The sequence below is a fragment of the Halorubrum rutilum genome (assembly GCF_042665015.1).
Taxonomy (GTDB): domain Archaea; phylum Halobacteriota; class Halobacteria; order Halobacteriales; family Haloferacaceae; genus Halorubrum; species Halorubrum rutilum.
Genome location: NZ_JBHTBL010000005.1, coordinates 70,242 through 85,256 on the forward strand (window position 1 = coordinate 70,242; position 15,015 = coordinate 85,256).

17 protein-coding genes and 1 tRNA gene are annotated in these 15,015 nt (G+C 71.5%); 10 read left to right on the plus strand and 8 right to left on the minus strand.

The annotated features are described in order from the left end of the window. Window positions 1–22 precede the first annotated feature (22 nt). The gene (locus ACFQMF_RS06560) at window positions 23–793 is read right to left on the minus strand and encodes a VOC family protein (RefSeq protein ID WP_256409337.1); all 771 of its coding nucleotides are present in this window, start codon (window positions 791–793) and stop codon (window positions 23–25) included. A 144-nt stretch (window positions 794–937) separates the two neighbouring features. Here ACFQMF_RS06560 and ACFQMF_RS06565 point away from each other — a divergent pair, with 144 nt between their 5' ends. The 6 genes from ACFQMF_RS06565 to ACFQMF_RS06590 all read left to right on the plus strand — a co-directional run bounded on the left by ACFQMF_RS06565 (window position 938) and on the right by ACFQMF_RS06590 (window position 5,474). Next, window positions 938–1,369 carry an EamA family transporter gene (locus ACFQMF_RS06565; RefSeq protein WP_256409338.1) on the plus strand — a complete coding sequence of 144 codons (432 nt, stop codon included), beginning with the start codon at window positions 938–940 and terminating at the stop codon, window positions 1,367–1,369. 111 nt (window positions 1,370–1,480) lie between these two features. Next, a complete protein-coding gene (locus tag ACFQMF_RS06570; RefSeq protein WP_256409339.1) occupies window positions 1,481–2,983 on the plus strand; it encodes an MATE family efflux transporter in 1,503 nt (500 codons plus the stop codon). A 63-nt stretch (window positions 2,984–3,046) separates the two neighbouring features. After that, on the plus strand, window positions 3,047–4,036 hold the full coding sequence (locus ACFQMF_RS06575; protein ID WP_256409340.1) for a class I SAM-dependent methyltransferase: 990 nt from the start codon (window positions 3,047–3,049) through the stop codon (window positions 4,034–4,036). A gap of 83 nt (window positions 4,037–4,119) precedes the next feature. After that, window positions 4,120–4,341 carry a hypothetical protein gene (locus tag ACFQMF_RS06580; RefSeq protein WP_256409341.1) on the plus strand — a complete coding sequence of 74 codons (222 nt, stop codon included), beginning with the start codon at window positions 4,120–4,122 and terminating at the stop codon, window positions 4,339–4,341. Next, a complete protein-coding gene (locus ACFQMF_RS06585; protein WP_256409342.1) occupies window positions 4,328–4,717 on the plus strand; it encodes a peptide ABC transporter ATP-binding protein in 390 nt (129 codons plus the stop codon). The genes ACFQMF_RS06580 and ACFQMF_RS06585 overlap by 14 nt, the downstream gene beginning before the upstream one ends. 684 nt (window positions 4,718–5,401) lie before the next feature. Continuing rightward, window positions 5,402–5,474, plus strand: a tRNA-Thr gene (locus ACFQMF_RS06590). Between the two features lie 134 nt (window positions 5,475–5,608). On the opposite strand, the gene ACFQMF_RS06595 is transcribed toward ACFQMF_RS06590, so the two are convergent. Then, window positions 5,609–5,812, minus strand: a complete 204-nt coding sequence (locus ACFQMF_RS06595; protein WP_256409343.1) for a hypothetical protein — start codon at window positions 5,810–5,812, stop codon at window positions 5,609–5,611. Window positions 5,813–6,076: 264 nt separating this feature from the next. On the opposite strand from ACFQMF_RS06595, the gene ACFQMF_RS06600 reads away from it, so the two are divergent. Then, window positions 6,077–6,208 carry a rubrerythrin-like domain-containing protein gene (locus ACFQMF_RS06600; RefSeq protein WP_256409344.1) on the plus strand — a complete coding sequence of 44 codons (132 nt, stop codon included), beginning with the start codon at window positions 6,077–6,079 and terminating at the stop codon, window positions 6,206–6,208. 68 nt (window positions 6,209–6,276) lie between these two features. Here ACFQMF_RS06600 and ACFQMF_RS06605 read toward each other — a convergent pair whose 3' ends face one another. The 3 genes from ACFQMF_RS06605 to proS all read right to left on the minus strand — a co-directional run bounded on the left by ACFQMF_RS06605 (window position 6,277) and on the right by proS (window position 10,499). Then, window positions 6,277–7,527: a helix-turn-helix transcriptional regulator gene (locus ACFQMF_RS06605; protein ID WP_256409345.1), complete on the minus strand. Its 1,251-nt coding sequence runs from the start codon at window positions 7,525–7,527 to the stop codon at window positions 6,277–6,279. A 109-nt stretch (window positions 7,528–7,636) separates the two neighbouring features. Next, entirely contained in the window at window positions 7,637–8,896 is a 1,260-nt protein-coding gene (locus tag ACFQMF_RS06610; RefSeq protein WP_256409346.1) for a DUF7096 domain-containing protein, read from the minus strand. 127 nt (window positions 8,897–9,023) lie between these two features. Continuing rightward, on the minus strand, window positions 9,024–10,499 hold the full coding sequence (proS, locus tag ACFQMF_RS06615; protein ID WP_256409347.1) for a proline--tRNA ligase: 1,476 nt from the start codon (window positions 10,497–10,499) through the stop codon (window positions 9,024–9,026). 189 nt (window positions 10,500–10,688) lie between these two features. Here proS and ACFQMF_RS06620 point away from each other — a divergent pair, with 189 nt between their 5' ends. Both ACFQMF_RS06620 and ACFQMF_RS06625 read left to right on the plus strand, forming a co-directional pair. Beyond that, on the plus strand, window positions 10,689–11,291 hold the full coding sequence (locus tag ACFQMF_RS06620) for an NUDIX hydrolase (RefSeq protein ID WP_256409348.1): 603 nt from the start codon (window positions 10,689–10,691) through the stop codon (window positions 11,289–11,291). 55 nt (window positions 11,292–11,346) lie between these two features. Beyond that, a complete protein-coding gene (locus tag ACFQMF_RS06625) occupies window positions 11,347–11,694 on the plus strand; it encodes a DUF7522 family protein (protein ID WP_256409349.1) in 348 nt (115 codons plus the stop codon). Window positions 11,695–11,726: 32 nt separating this feature from the next. On the opposite strand, the gene ACFQMF_RS06630 is transcribed toward ACFQMF_RS06625, so the two are convergent. Beyond that, window positions 11,727–12,242 (minus strand): DUF371 domain-containing protein, encoded by a 516-nt coding sequence (locus ACFQMF_RS06630; RefSeq protein WP_256409350.1) that lies wholly within the window; start codon window positions 12,240–12,242, stop codon window positions 11,727–11,729. Window positions 12,243–12,303: 61 nt separating this feature from the next. Then, window positions 12,304–13,134: an amidohydrolase family protein gene (locus ACFQMF_RS06635; RefSeq protein WP_256409351.1), complete on the minus strand. Its 831-nt coding sequence runs from the start codon at window positions 13,132–13,134 to the stop codon at window positions 12,304–12,306. Window positions 13,135–13,265: 131 nt separating this feature from the next. On the opposite strand from ACFQMF_RS06635, the gene ACFQMF_RS06640 reads away from it, so the two are divergent. Further along, window positions 13,266–13,733 carry a GNAT family N-acetyltransferase gene (locus tag ACFQMF_RS06640; RefSeq protein ID WP_256409352.1) on the plus strand — a complete coding sequence of 156 codons (468 nt, stop codon included), beginning with the start codon at window positions 13,266–13,268 and terminating at the stop codon, window positions 13,731–13,733. 48 nt (window positions 13,734–13,781) lie between these two features. Here the strand turns inward: ACFQMF_RS06640 and ACFQMF_RS06645 are convergent, their stop codons facing one another. Next, a complete protein-coding gene (locus ACFQMF_RS06645) occupies window positions 13,782–14,969 on the minus strand; it encodes a redox-regulated ATPase YchF (protein WP_256409353.1) in 1,188 nt (395 codons plus the stop codon). Window positions 14,970–15,015 lie beyond the last annotated feature (46 nt).

Genomic DNA, 15,015 nt, shown 5'->3' on the forward strand with positions numbered 1-15,015 from the left:
GACCCGACCGCGGCGACGCGCGTCACTCCCGGACGAGCAGCTCGACCTCGTGGCCGTCTTGGTCCTTCGTGAACGCGTAGTTGTAGTCGCAGGAGGCGGGGTCGCGATAGTCCGGCGCCTCGCGGGTCATCAGCGTCTCCCACGCCTCGTCGAGGTCGTCGACGCGGACGCAGAGGTGGCCCCAGCCGTCGCCCATCGTGTACTCGCGGCCGTCGTAGTTGTAGGTGAGCTCCAGCTTCATCGCCTCCTTCGGGGCGTCCTCGGGGGCCATGAAGTAGTTGGAGAAGCTGTCAGCCTCCCAGCGGCCGCTCGGCTGCTCCGTGTACTCGAACTTGCGGGTCCAGTAGCCGAGCGCTTCGTCGGCGTCTTCGACGCGGATCATCGTGTGGTCGATGCTCCACTTCTCGCCGAAGTCGCGCTTGACGATCTCGATCTCGTGGCCGTCGGGGTCCTTCACGAACGCGTAGCGGTTCCCGCACGACTCGGGGTCGCGGTAGTCCTCGACGCCCTCGTCCATCAGCTGGTCGTACGACGCCTGCAGCTCGTCCTCGGGCACGCGCACGGCGATGTGGCCCCACGCGTCGCCGATCTCGTAGGTGTGGTCGCCGTGGTTGTAGGTGAGCTCCAACAGCGCGCCGTCCTCGTGAACGTCCTCGGGCCCGAGGTAGACGTTGGTGAACGTGTCGGCCTCCCAGCGGCCCTTCTCCTCGTAGTTCAGGTGCGTCTGATACCAGTCGAGGCTCTCCTCTAAGTCCTCGACGCGGATCATCGTGTGATCGAACGTTCCGTCCATACGCGAGCGATCGGCCGCTCGCCTCAAAAGCGTACTGAAGGGGCCGCGGATCCGCCGGCGACCGGTGGGCGGCGCCGGCTCGGGGAGCACTACCCGGTCGACGCGGTTCGGCAGGCACTAGTTCGCCCCGACCGACCGGCCGGTATGGACGCCACATACCTCCCCTACGCGCTCCTCGCGATGGGCGCGTACGCGCTCGTCTCGCCGCTGATGCGCGTCGCGACCACGGGGCCGGACGCGGTCCCGAGCGACGTCGCCGTCGTGATCTCCAACACGCTGCTCATCTGTATCGCCGTCGGCGTGCTGGCGTACACGGGCCAGGGGTTCGTCACCCACCTCTCCTCGCCGAAGATCCTCCACGTGCTCGCCGCCGGCGTGTTCCTCGGGATCGGCATCCTGGCGCTGTACCGCTCGCTCGCGCTCGGGCCGGTGAGCGTCGTGACGCCCATCTTCGCGATGTTCCTCGTCTTCTCGTCGGTGATCGGCTTCCTCTTCCTCGGCGAGTCGTTCACGGCCCGCAAGGCGCTCGGGATCGCCTTCGCCGCCGCGTCCGTGTACCTCGTGTCGGGGGCCTGAGGGCCGCCGTCTCCGACGCCGTCGCCCTCGTCGCCTCCGCCGTCCCCTCTGAGACCGCCCGCCGCGTGACGAAATCCATTTAGCGCCGACCGGGGAAGAGTCGGACCCGTCGTGGACCGCCTTCCCAACCCCTTCCGCGTGCTGATCTTGTACATCGGCCTCGCCCTCGCGCGGGTCGGGCTGATCGACCGCCACCGGGTGGTCCGGACGACGGACCTGGCGTGGCCGCGGATCGTCACGGGGGTCGCCCGGATGTCGAAGAACGCCGTCGACGTCGCGATGGTCGGCGTCGCCGTCGGCACCAGCGCGGTCGCCGGCGTCGGCTTCGCCGGCCCGTACTGGGGGCTCGCGTTCGCGCTCGGCGGCGGCGTCGCCGGCGGCACCATCGCCCTCGTCTCGCAGCGGTACGGCGCCGAGGCGCGCGCCGAGCTCGGCGACGCGGTGCGGTCGAGCGTCCTCCTCGCCGTCGCCGTTACCCTCCCCGTCAGCGCGGCGTTCTGGCTGTACGCGCCGGCGTTCATCGACGCGCTGAGCAGCAACGGGCGGGCGATCGCGCTCGGGGCCGACTACCTCCGCGTCGTCGGGCTCGGCGTCCCGTTCGCCGCGCTCAACCTCGTCGGGAGCCGCGTGCTCGTCGGCTGCGACGACGCGTACACCGCGATGCAGGTGCGGGCGGGCGGCGCGGTCGCGAACGTCGCGCTGAGCGCGCTGTTCATCTTCGGCCTCGGCTGGGGGGTCGAGGGCGCCGCGGTCGGCACCGTGCTCTCGAACGTCCTCGCGGTCGCCGGCTTCGCCGTCGGGCTCGTCCGCGGGCGCGCGCCCCTGGTCGGCGAGTTTCCGGTCGCCATCGATCCGGTCGGCTCGTACCTGAACCCGGGGATGCTCCGGGACCTCGTCGCGATCGGCGTCCCGGTCGGCGCGCGCAACCTCGTCTGGACGGCCGCGGAGTTCCCGATGCTCGCCATCCTCGACGTCTTCGGCGAGAACACCGTCGCCGCGTTCGTCATCGCCCGGCGCGTCTGGGGGATCATGAACGCGCCCGGCTGGGGGTTCGGGCTCGCCTCCTCCAGCCTGGTGGGGCAGGAGCTCGGCGACGAGGACCCCGCGGAGGCGGAGGCGTACGCCCGCGACATCATCCGCTTCTCGGTGGCGACGTACTTGGTGTTCGCGGCGCTGACGGCCGCCTTCGCGACCGACATCGTGACGCTGTTCGCGGAGAGCCCGCAGAGCCCGGAGGTCCCCATCGCCGTGAGCCTCGTGTACGCCGCCTGCGTCGCCGTCGTGTTCCAGGGGGTCTCGGGCGGCGCGGCGGGACCGCTCGACGCGGCGGGCGACACGAAGGTCCCCTTCGCGAGCCAGTTCCTCGGGATGTTCTGCGTCTCGATCCCGCTCGCGTACGTCGGCGCCAACGACGCGACGCCCGCGATCGACGTGCCCCTGACGGGGCTCACGGTCCCGGAGGTCGCGCTCCCGGCGATCGGGCTGTGGGGGCTCTACCTGGCGTTCCTCGCGGAGACGACGATCCCCGCCGCGATCAACTACTGGCGGTTCCGCTCCGGGAAGTGGAAGGGGATAAGCGAGGCGTACCGCCCGGAGGCGCCCGCAGACGACTGACCGAGGTCCGCTCCGAAGACCGAAAGCGTCAGCGTTTATGGCTCGCTCCGCGTTTCCTCGACAATGAGCGTTCCCTGCGTCGCGGTCGAGCGCGAGCGCGGCGAGGCCGTCCGCGAGCGGCTCGCCGAGGCCGACGCCCTCGACGGCGACCACGAGATCGCGGCCGACGGCGACGCGATCTACATCCCGGTCGTCGACCCCGAGGCGGTCCCCGCCGACCTCGACGCGCGGATCGTCGAGCGCGACGCCGCCGAGCGCGACCGCCCGCGGACGCCCGCGGAGATCCTGGGCTACGAGCCCTCGCTGGAGCGCCTCGGCGACATCGTCATCGTCGACGAGGACGACGACGAGCGCGCCCAGGAGATCGCCGACGCGGTGATGGCCTCCGACGTGCCCTGCGGGACGGTGCTCAACCGCGCCTCGCCGATCGAGGGCGAGCTCCGCGTCCGCCGGTGGGACGTGTTGGCCGGGAACGGCACGGAGACGGTCCACCGCGAGTACGGCCACGAGTTCCTGCTCGACGTCGCCGAGGTGTACTTCTCGCCGCGGCTCGCGACCGAGCGCCACCGCGTGGTCGAGCAGGCCGACGCCGGCGAGACCGCGATCGACATGTTCGCCGGCGTCGGCCCCTACGCGGTCCCGTTGGCGTCCCGCGGCGCCGACGTGGTCGCCTGCGACCTCAACGAGCGCGCCGTCGACTACCTCCGCGAGAACGCCGCCCGGAACGGGGTCGCCGACCGCGTGACCGCGGTCGCCGGCGACGTCCGGGAGGTCGCGGACGAGCGCGCCGGGGCGGCCGACCGCCTCGTGATGAACCTCCCGCACTCCGCCGGCGCGTTCCTCGACACCGCGGTCCGGCTGGCGGGCGACGACTGCGCGGTCCACTACTACGACATCCAGCACGAGGACGACCCGTTCGGCCCCGGGACGCGGGCGATCCGCGAGGCGGCCGGCGAGGAGTACGACGTCGCCGTCGAGACCGAGCGCGTCGTCAGGTCGTACGCGCCCCACGAGTACAACGTCTGTCTCGACGTCAGGCTGACGCGGAACTGAGCCGACCGACCCGCTCCGCCGTCGCCCGCGGTCTCGGCGGTGTACCAATTTTATGGTACTGTGGCACGTGGTGTTTATCGTCTATGAGCGACACAGTGGATCCGGAGGAGCGCATCGACGAGACGACGACGTGGCCCGACCTCGCGATCGGCCTCTACGACAGGCTCACCGGTCGCAACGCGGAGATCGTCTACGAGTTCGAGGAGATGACCGTCGACGTCCCGAGCGGCACCGGCGACGACGTCGAGCACGCCAACTGGCGGCTCGACGGCACCGTTCGGGTCACGACCCGTGAGCGGGACTGACGCGAAGGCGCCGCTCTCGGTCGTCACGGAGGACCTGACGCTCAGCGTCGACGGCGTCGACCTCGACGTCCGGTCGACGGGCGACCGCCTGTTCGTCGAGGTGGCGACCGTCCGCGACGCCGTCCGCGTCGCGCGACGCCTGCCGAACGACGGCGACGCTACCGGTCCGGCGGCGCTGCTGACCGCGACGGACCTCACCGCCGAGGTGCGCGTCCGCGGTCGGACGGTCGCCGTCGTCGGCGGCGACGCCCGGCCCGGCCTCCTGTCCCGCGAGCTCGACGTCGCCCCGGCGGAGGTCCGACTCGCCGGCGCCCTGGCGGCCGGAGCGAGCGGCCTCTCGGCGGCCGTGAGGGCGCCCCGACGGCTCTTCGCCTGACGAAGCATCAGGGTATCGGTGTGTCCCGTCCGGACGAGCGCCGCCCCGCCTCGGTTCCCCGCCTCCGTCGACCGGTTCTCTTCTCCCATCGATCGGTTCCCTTCCCCCATCGACTGGTTCCCCTACCGGTACCCGCCGACGGAACGAGGCGCACGTATCGACAGCGTGACCGCCGTCCCACCCGGGAACGCGCGGGTTGGGACGGCACGGCCCGTCACATGACAAGAGGCCGCGGTCGTCGGACCGTCGAGGCCAGAGGCGATTTCGCGCTTGGCACGTCGGAGACGTGGGTCAGACGACGGCCGCGGTGGATCGCTGATGGTGGTGACCGCCACGTCGGGTCGCCGTGGGGGGTGCGACCGACGGGACTACAGACGCCCGGCACGGGCTTCGACCGGGCACGCACCGTCGAGGGAGTCGATCCCCGCCGTCTCGGCACGCGATCGGTGCGACCACATTACGATTGAATTCCGAACACGTATTTATACTTTTTCCTTATACACCTGTGATTCTCATCGATAGAACATACGGATCCGGCTACTTTGCCGGGAACTATGAAACGAACGACGAGAAGCGACTATCCCGCGACTGATCGGCGATTTCGACGGACGGCCCCGCGGTGGTCCCCCGCGCCGTCACCGTTTCGGAACCCTTATTTTGCCGTTCGGGAATTGTTAGACGCGCGCCGGAGTAGCTCAGCTGGCAGAGCGATTCCTTCGTAAGGAATAGGTCGAGGGTTCAAATCCCTCCTCCGGCTCTTCTGACGGAACGAAGCGGAGTCGAAGAGCGGCGAGAGGGATTTGAATCGGGGAGTAAAGCGTAGCGGAACGACCGTGGTTCCAGCCTCTCCTCCGGCTTCCCGTCTCTGTCTCCGACCGCGGACGACGCTCCTCAGCTCCGTCGTTCGGTGATCCGCGCGACCACGACGCCGGCGGCGACGAGCATGGCGCCGATGAGACCGTTCAACGCGAGCCCGAGCGATTCGCCGGCGGCCGCGTTCGCGGCGCCGAGGTACAGGAAGAACGCGGCGACCGCGGCGTGGAGGACGAAGACGCCGGTCGGCGCGTTCGCCCCGAGATCGAAGCCGATTGCCATACCTCCCGTACGTCGATTCCGGTGAAAAAGGGCCGGGTTCCGGCCGGATCCGACCCCCTTCCGTCGTGACCGGCGACCCGGCGTGCCCCCGGCGCTCTCGCCACCCCCGTCACCCTCGCTCCCCCCGTCACCGCCGCAGTGCCGGCCGTACCGGCCGTTCCGTCCGGAATCCGATCGTTCGTCCACCCTGTCGCGGTGTGAGTGTTATATTCTATAAAGAATAATAGGGCCGAGGCTATGTGACTCGGTGTCATATGACTTATTATGCGACCGAAATCCGAGAGCGACGGACGAGAACTGTACGAGTGTTTCGAATGCGGGACGCGGACGGACTCCGGCGGCACGTGCGAGTGCGGCGGCGAGCTCAGGCACCTCGGCCGATCGCGGGACCTCTGAGGCGAGCCGGTGCGTGACGGGTCTGCTTCACACGCGAGGGACCGGTCGACGCGCGACGGCCGCTTCCGTCACCCGTCTTCGCGGTCTCCGTTGTCGCGATCCCCGTCGTCGCGGTCTCCGTCTTTGGCGTCGGTCTCCTCGTCATCGCCTTCCACAGTCGCGTCGTACTCGGGGAGCGAGAGCACGTTCTCGCGACCGAGCCGGAACCCGTCGAGGTCGCCCTCGTCGCGGAGCCCGGTCACGACCTGACTCGTCTTGGCGGCGGTCCAGTCGAGCTCCTCGGCGACCCGCTTCTGTTTCATCCGCCCGCCGTTCGCCTCGACGAGCCGGAGCACCTGTTCCTCGTTGCTCAGCAGCTCGTCGTCGACCGGTGGAACGCCGGCTTCGTCGGTCGGTTCGCCGGATCCGCCGGTCGGTTCGCCGGATTCGCCGGTCGGTTCGCCGGGTTCCGGATCCGACCCGTCGCCGGCCGCCGCGCTCGCCCCGGCTGCGCCGCCGCCGGTGGCTGCGTCGCCGTCGCCCGCGCTCGCGGCGGTCGCGTCCGCCTCGGAGCTCGTCGCCGCCGGCGCCCCGTCCCGGGCCGACTCCCTCCACGGTCGGCGGCGATAGCCGACGGCGACGACGGCCGCCACGAGCAGTCCGAGGGCGACGAACGGGAGGGGTCCGGCGGCGAGCCCCTCCGGCTCGATCGTCACCCGCGGCTCGCCCTCGGTGAAGTCCACCGGCCCCTCCCAGACGACGGCGTCCTCGCGGGTCTCCGTGGGCGACGGGGACGCCTCGCCGAGCCGGTAACCGTCGGGCCACGAGACGATGAGCGACGAGGCCTCGTCGAGGAACAGCGCGTCGATCGCGTCGCCGACGCGGAGCCGATCGCCGTCCACGGCCGCGAAGTTGCGCCACTCGAACCGGTAGGTGAGGACGCCGTACGACTGCGGGAGCTCGCGCCGCTCGGCGGTCACGCTGACGTTCGTGACGTTCATCTCGCGGCCCGTCGCGTTCTCGGCCGCGTCCGCCGTCGCGCGCATCCGCTCGCCGAACCGCCCCGTGTACGCGTCCGGGTTCGACGCCACGTCCGCGCGGAGCTCCTCGAAGGCCCGCTCCTCGTCGTCGCTCGCGAGGCGGACCCGGTACTGCGTCTCCCAGACCGCGTCGCCGTCGGGCTCGACCCCGACCTCGATCAGGATGTCGTCCGGCGCGACGTCCATCTGGCCGAAGCCGCCCTCCGGGAGGCCGGCACCGCTCTGTGCGGCCCCGGCCGGCGCGAGGCCGGCGCCGGCGACGACCGCGGCGACGACGAGAAGGAGCACCGTTCGCTGCACGGACTACCCGTTACGAGGCTCGGATAAATTGCTTCCCATCTCCGGAGTGAGATCGGACCGGTCCGACCCGATCGAGGCCCCCTCTGACCGCGGCCCCCCTCGGAACGATCTACCCATCGACGTCGCCGACGATCTCCCGCAGAAGACCGGCGCCGTCGGTCAGCGGCCGGGCGAGACGCTCCGCGACCGCGTCGACGGCGTTCGCGGCCCCCGTAGCGGACCCGTTTCCGCCCCCGCCGCGGTCGCCACCGGCGGGTGAGGACGGCTCATCCGTCGGGGGCGTCGAACCCTCACCGTCGCCGCCGTCGGATTCGTCGGAGGCCCCTCGATCGCTGCCGTCTGATCCGTCGGAGGCTCCTCGATCGCTGCCGTCAGGTCCGTCGGAGGCCCCTTGATCGCTACCATCTGATCCGTCAGGGGCCCCCTGATCGCCGCCGTCCGACCGATCAGAGGCTCCTCCATCCCCGCCGTTTCCGCCGTCGCCGCCGCTCGATCCGTTGGGAGCCCCTCGGCCGCCTCCGCCGTCGCTCGCGTTGGCGGGTCCGTTCCCCGGACCGCCGACCGCGTTCGTCGCGTCGTCGGTCCCGTTACCGTCGGAGTCGTTCCCGTCGCCGCGGCCGGGGCCGCCGTCGCCCGGTCCGTCTCCGGCACCCGGTCCGTCTCCGGCACCCGGTCCGTCTCCGGCGCCCGGTCCGTCACCTGGCCCCGGCCCCGCGTTCGGCGGCGGTCCGCGGGCCTCGGACGCCAGCGGGCGTCCGACGCCGTTGCCGGCGATTCCGCGAGCGATCGCGGCGACCTCGGGGCCGCTGGCGTTCCCCGCCCGCTCGCGCAGCCGGTCGAGGCGCGTCTCGTTCAGACCGCGGTCCGCCCTGGCCGACTCGGGGAGGTCGCGGGCGACCTCGGCGCTCCGGTTCGCCTCCCGCTCGATCGTCTCGGCCCGGGCGCCGAGCTCCGCCATCCGCGCGGCGAACTCGCCGGGAGTCAGCTCGCCGGCGGCGAAGCGCTCGCGGAGCTCCCGCTGGCGCCGCTCGATCTCGCTCAGCCGCTCCTCCGTCCGGTTCAGCCGCTCCGCGACCAGCTCGGCCCGCTCCTCGGGCGCCTCCGTCCGGTTGAGCCCGACCTCGAACGCCCGCGAGTCGATCTCGCCGGCTATCTCGGCCCGTTGGACCCCGATCACGCCGGAGAGGCGCTCACCGGGGCTGATGTCGCCCTCGTCGGTCACGTTCGCCGCCTCGCCGCTCTCCCCCGTCTCGTTCGTCGCCACCGGGTCGGCCTGGCCGACGGTCGCTCCGACGGGGCCGGCCGCGGCGATCCCGGCGGCACCGATCAGTACGACCGCGGCGGCGACGAGCGCGATCCGTCGGTTCATCACCCGACGGTACGCGGCGTATCCACATATAAACCGATCTCCGTTAAGCCGGATCAACGCGGATTAAACGCGGGACTGCGACGGGGTATCCCCGACCCCCGGATCGCCCCCGGCGGTCGATGCCGACTCAGTACGACTTCGCGAAGTAGGCGGTCCGCTCGGCGTCCTCGCCGCAGATCGCGCAGGTCTCGTCGCCGTCGCCGTCGACGAGGGGGTCTTCGTCCTCGAACGGGACCATCACGATCTCGGCGGCCATCGGCTCCTTGATCGGCTCCTCGCACGCCTCGTCGCCGCACCACGGCGTCTTCACGTAGCCGCCGTGCTGCCCGAGCGTCCCGAGGATCTCGGCGCGGTCGTCGGCCTCGCGGACCTCGCCGTCGAGCGTCGCCTCGGCGCTCGCGTACAGCTTCGCGTAGACCTCGTCGAGGTGGTCGCGGACCGTCTCGGCGACCGCCTCCCGATCCTCGACGACGCTCTCGCCGTCGGGGCGATGGACGAGCGTGAGCTCGCCGTCCTCGACCTCGTGGGGACCGATCTCGATCCGGAGCGGGATCCCGTTGAGCTCGTGCTCGTTGAACTTGAAGCCGGGGTTGCGCTCGTCGCGGTCGTCGAGCTCGACGCGGACGCCGGCCTCGTCGAGGTCGTCGGCGACGCCCTCGGCGTACTCCAGCACGTCTTCCTTCGTCTCCTCCTGCCAGATCGGGACGACGACGACCTGCTCGGGGGCGACGCCCGGCGGGAGCACGAGCCCCTGCTCGTCGGAGTGGGTCATGATCAGCGCGCCGAGCGCGCGCCACGAGAGCCCCCACGAGGTCGTGTGCGCGAGCCGCTCCGCCTCGTCCTCGTCGGAGAAGGTGATGTCGAACGCCTCGGCGAACGACTGCCCGAGGTGATGCGAGGTGCCGGCCTGCACCGACTTCCCGTCGGGCATCAGCGCCTCGACGGTCGTCGTCGTGTCCGCGCCGGGGAACTTGTCGTGGTCGGGCTTCTGCCCCTTCAGGACCGGGATCGCCAGCAGGTCCTCGTAGACGGACTCGTACTGGTCGAGCCGCGTCAGGGTCTCGTCCCAGGCGCCCTCGCTCGTCGCGTGCGCCGTGTGGCCCTCCTGCCAGAGGAACTCCTTCGTGCGGAAGAACGGCTTCGTCTCCGTCGCCTCCCAGCGCACGACCGAGCACCACTGGTTCACGCGCAGCGGGAGGTCGCGGTGGCTCCGGACCCACTGGCTGATGTACGGCGTGATGATCGACTCGGAGGTGGGCCGGACCGCGAGCCGCTCTTCGAGCTCCTTGTTGCCCGCCTCGGTCACCCACGCCACCTCGGGGTCGAACCCCTCGACGATGTCCTTCTCGCGTTCGAGGTAGGACTCGGGGATGAAGAGGGGGAAGTAGGCGTTCTGCACGCCGGTGTCCTTGAACTTCGCGTCGAGGAACCCCTGGAGGCGCTCCCAGACGGCGTACGCCCGCGGCCGGGTGACGATGAACCCGCTCATCCCGTCGGGGCCGTAGTCGGCCAGCCCCGCCTTCCGCACGACCTCGGCGTACCACTCGCCGGTGTTGTGTGACTTGGACTCGGTGATCCCGAGCTCCTGGTCGTCGTCGCTCATTGTCGTGTGAAGGGTCGGTCGCGGGCTTAAAACGTCCGAAGCCGCGCGGGCGGGTCCCCGGCCGCGACACGCCACTCGCCCGGAGCCGCGCCCCGTCCGGGGTCGCGACGAGCGCGTCGCCCTCGGGCCCCTCTTCAGATCGCCGGAACGCGGAGAAACGTTAACCCCGTCCGGACGCCTACGGTCGATATGGACCTGACGGGGCTGCGTCGGCACGCGCCCGAGGAGGTGACTCGGGCGCGCCGCGAGGCGGCCGTGCTCGCGCCCGTCATCGAGCGCGGCGGCGAGGCCCACCTGCTGTTCACGAAGCGCGCGGCCCACCTCGGCGAGCACCCCGGACAGATGAGCTTCCCCGGCGGCGGCCGCGAGCCCGTCGACCGGACCCTCACCGACACCGCGCTCCGCGAGGCCGACGAGGAGGTCGGGATGCGCCCGGACGAGGTCGACGTCGTCGGGCGGCTCGACGACACGCGCACCTCCTCCGCGTACCGGATCCGTCCCTTCGTCGGCGTCGCGCCCGACCGCGAGTACGTCCCCGACGAGTCGGAGGTCGCGGCGGTGGCGGTCCTCCCCGTCGCCGAGCTGACCGACCCCGCGAACTACGAGTCCGAGCGCCGCCTCGGGCACCCGGAGTACGGCGACCACCGGGTCCACTACTTCCACGTCGGCGGCTACACCGTCTGGGGCGTGACGGGTCGGATGGTCGTCCAGCTGCTGGAGCGCACGACCGACTGGCGCGCGCCCGAGGAGGTCGACCGGGTGGTCGGGGCCGACGCCGAGCTCCCGATCTGAGGCCGGACCGGTCCCGGATAGCCAGGTTTACCAGGTAGCAGCAAAAGACGCCGGTGTGTCGGAACTCGTCGAGACGCTCCGCGGCGTCGACGGCGCCGAGGCGCGCGTGATCGCCTCCCTCGGCTCCCTCGACTTCGAGGTCGAGTACATCCGGGAAGACGTCGAGTCGCGGTACTCGGGGGGAGACCTCGAATCCGCCTACCGGCTGATCATGGCGAATCAGGTCACCGGCGACGAGTTCAAGGACCTCATCGACGAGGCGTTCGAGGCCCAGGCCCTGTTCTTCGAGAACGTCGTCGTGCTCGTGTCGCCCTCGGCGCGCTACGAGGCCGTCTTCGCGTCGTTCGACCGGACCGAGCCGTTCCCCGTCACCGAACTCATCGACGCCGCCGACCGGCTCTGACCGGACCGGACGCGGCCCGGGGACGGCGACCGTCACGCGCTCGGTTCGACCGCCAGCCGCAGCGTCACGGGCGCGCCCTCGGCGAGCGCGGCCACGAGGTCGCGGTCGAGGTCGGCGGCCGCGCCGTCGCCCGCGACGAAGACCGTGCGCTCGTCGTCCGTGTACTCGCTCGTCCGGCCGACCATCGAGCGGTCGTCGAGCAGCGCGAGCCCGGGGTCGCCCCGCCCGACGATCTCGTCGACGTGCGCGGGGTCCGCGAGGTCCGCGGCGTCCGCCCCCGGCTCTCCGACCGCGAACGTCGCCGTGATCGTCGCGGCCGCGTCCCGACACGCCTCGCGGAACTCGGGGGAGAAGTCGCGGGGCGCGCGGTCGGCACCGACGCCGACGATGCAGTCGCCCGCGGGGGTGAGCCAGTCGTCGGTCGTGAGTTCGACGGTGCTCGCGTGCTCGGCGGTGACGTGCTCGTGGCCGGTCGCGCGGACGACCTCGACGAGGCGGTCGTCCGCTTCACCGTTCGCGTCGTCAGTCCCCGCGTCTGCGTCGCTCATGCTCGTCGGGTCGGCGCCGGCGCGACAAGTGGCTGCCGTCTCGGCTCGGGCGGGCGTCGCTTCAGATGTCCGCGCCCTCGGCGAGCGCGGGGATCAGCCGGGCGGGGTTCTTGGCGAACACCCGGCGCATCAGGTCCTCAGAGACGTCGAGGGTGAGCACCTCCATCACCCCGACGTTCGGGTGGACGTCGGGCGCGCCGGAGCCGAAGAGGACGCGGTCCGGGTGCTCCAAGACGCCGCGTTCGAGCACTTCCCGGTAGCGGACCGCGCTCGTCTCGACGTAGAGCCGGTCGTACTCGTCGAGCAGGTCGAGCGTCTCGTTCATCAGGTCGGCGTCGAGCGGGTAGCCGCCGAAGCTCGCGAGCACCACGGGGAGGTCGTAGTCGAGCAGCTCGCGCTCGACGGCGTCGGGCGGGAATTTCCTGCCGGCGTGGACGATGAGGGGGAGGTCGGCCGCCTCCAGCCGGGCGAGCACGTCCTCGTTCGGGAGCCCGTCGACGTGCGGGACGAGCGTGAACCCGTGGAAGCGGTCGTCGTAGGAGTACTGCTCGACGTCGTCGGGCCGGGCGTGGTGGTCGTCCCGCTCGGCGCGCAGGTTCCGCACCGCGGCGACGGGGCCGTCGCCCGGATCGCGGGGGCCGTTGAGCCGGGCGAACGCGACGAACGGCCGGTCGATCGAGAGGCGCGCGACCGCGTTGTTCGCGCGGAGGTAGCTCCGTCCGGACGCGCGGCGGCCGGGGCTCGCGACCGCGCGCACGACGCCCGCCTGGTGCATCTCGCGCTCTAGCCGCTCGGGGGAGATGTCCCGGCCGTGGGTGGCGACCGAGGACTCGTCCGGGTCGAGCGTCGCGCGGGTGTCGATGATCCGGAAGTCGTGTTCCAGCCCGAGCATCTACCGGCCCCTCTCGGGGGATCCGCATGTGCCTGTCGGTCTCACGCGCGCCGGGCCGACTCGGCTCCCCCGAGCGCGCCGGCGACCCACGCCGAGCGAAGGCCGAAGGGCGACCGCGTCCCCGTCCGGACATGGAACTCGTCGAAGCGACCGAGGACGACCTCGGCGCTCTCGTCGACAGATGGTTCGACCTCGCGACGTCGATGGAACGGTACTCCGAACTGAACGAGGTCGCCTACGCGGACGCGGCGGCGGTCCCAGACGACGGCTTCCGCGCGCACCTGAACGATCCGTCGGTGACCGACTACCTCGTCGTCGACGGCGACGAGACCGTCGGGTTCGTTACGCTCGAAACGGGCGAGCGACCCTCCCGACAGCGGGGTCGGTACCTCGAGATCGTGAACCTCGAAATCGACGAAGAGCGTCGGAGTCAGGGGTACGGCACGGCGGTCGTGGAACGGGTGACGGAGCTGGCTCGCGACGAGGAGCGCGACTACCTCACCGTCTCGTGCGAGTGGGGCAACGACGACGCGCGACGGTTCTACCGGGACGCGGGGTTCGAACCCAAGCAGGTGACGTACGCGCGGCCGCTGGAGTGAGCGGGGAGTCGGGACGCCGTCGGCGACGGCCCCTCCTCCCCGCGCCGCTCACGGCCCCGCGGTCGAGACGATCTTCACCACGTCGCCCTCGCTCAGCTCGTGGCCCTCCCCGATCCGCCGCGCGGAGCGCGCGTCGACCGCGTGCAGGTACCCCTCGCCGATGTCGGTGTGAACCGCGTACGCCAGGTCCGGCGGGGTGGCCCCCGACGGGAGGAGGAAGGCGTCGGGGAGGACGTCGCCCGTCCCGTCCGTCCACTTCGAGGCGTCCTGTACCGGGTAGACCGTGATCCGGTCGAGCAGGTCGTAGACGGCGGCGTTCAGCGCGGCCTGGACGCCGGTCCCGCCGTGTTCGGCCATCGCGTCGCGGATCGCGTCGAGCCCCCTGCGCTGCTCCTCGGAGATGTCGCCGCGGACCTCGAAGTCGCCGTCGCCGGGGTCGTAGTCGACGACGCCCGCCTCGGCCGCCCGGCGCAGCCCCAGTTCGCCGTCGGCGGTCGCCGGGACCACGGGCTTGTCGGTCCCCTCGCGGATCCGGTCGAGCGCGCCCTCCGGCGCGGCGTCGACCTTGTTGGCGACGACGACGATCGGCTTGGTGCGCCGGCGCGTCGCCCGCGCGAGCGCCTCGCGGTCGCCGTCGCTCCACGCCTTCGGGTCGTCGGGGTACTCCAGCCCGCGGAGGACGGCCGTCACGTCGCGTTCCGTCGCGCCGAACCCGGTCAGCAGCTCCGCGATCGACGCCTCCAGGTCGAAGTCGGGCGAGCGCGACTTGCGCTCGACGCCCTCCCAGTTGCGGTCGACGATGCCCGCGAGCCACAGGTCCATCTCCTCCTCGACGAAGTCCACGTCGTCGAGCGGGTCGTGCGCGCCGACCTCGACCGGCTCGCCCTCGGCGTTCGTCGCCCCGGAGGCGTCGACGACGTTCAGGACGACGTCGGCGTTCGTCAGCTCGTCGAGGAACCGGTTGCCGAGCCCCTTCCCCTCGTGGGCGCCCGGCACGAGCCCGGCCACGTCGAGGAGCTCGACCGGGACGTACCGCTTCCCGTCGCGGCAGTTCTCGTTGCCGCAGCGCTCCTCGCGGTCGAGACAGGGGCACTCGGTCCGGACGTGGGTGACCCCGCGGTTCGCGTCGATCGTCGTGAACGGGTAGTTCGCGACGTCGACGTCGGCCATCGTCGCGGCCGTGTAGAAGGTGGACTTCCCGGCGTTCGGCTTCCCCGCCAACGCGACCGTGATCATGGTCGTGGGTCGCGGCGCGGCGGAAAGCGCCTTTCGGTCGGGCGGG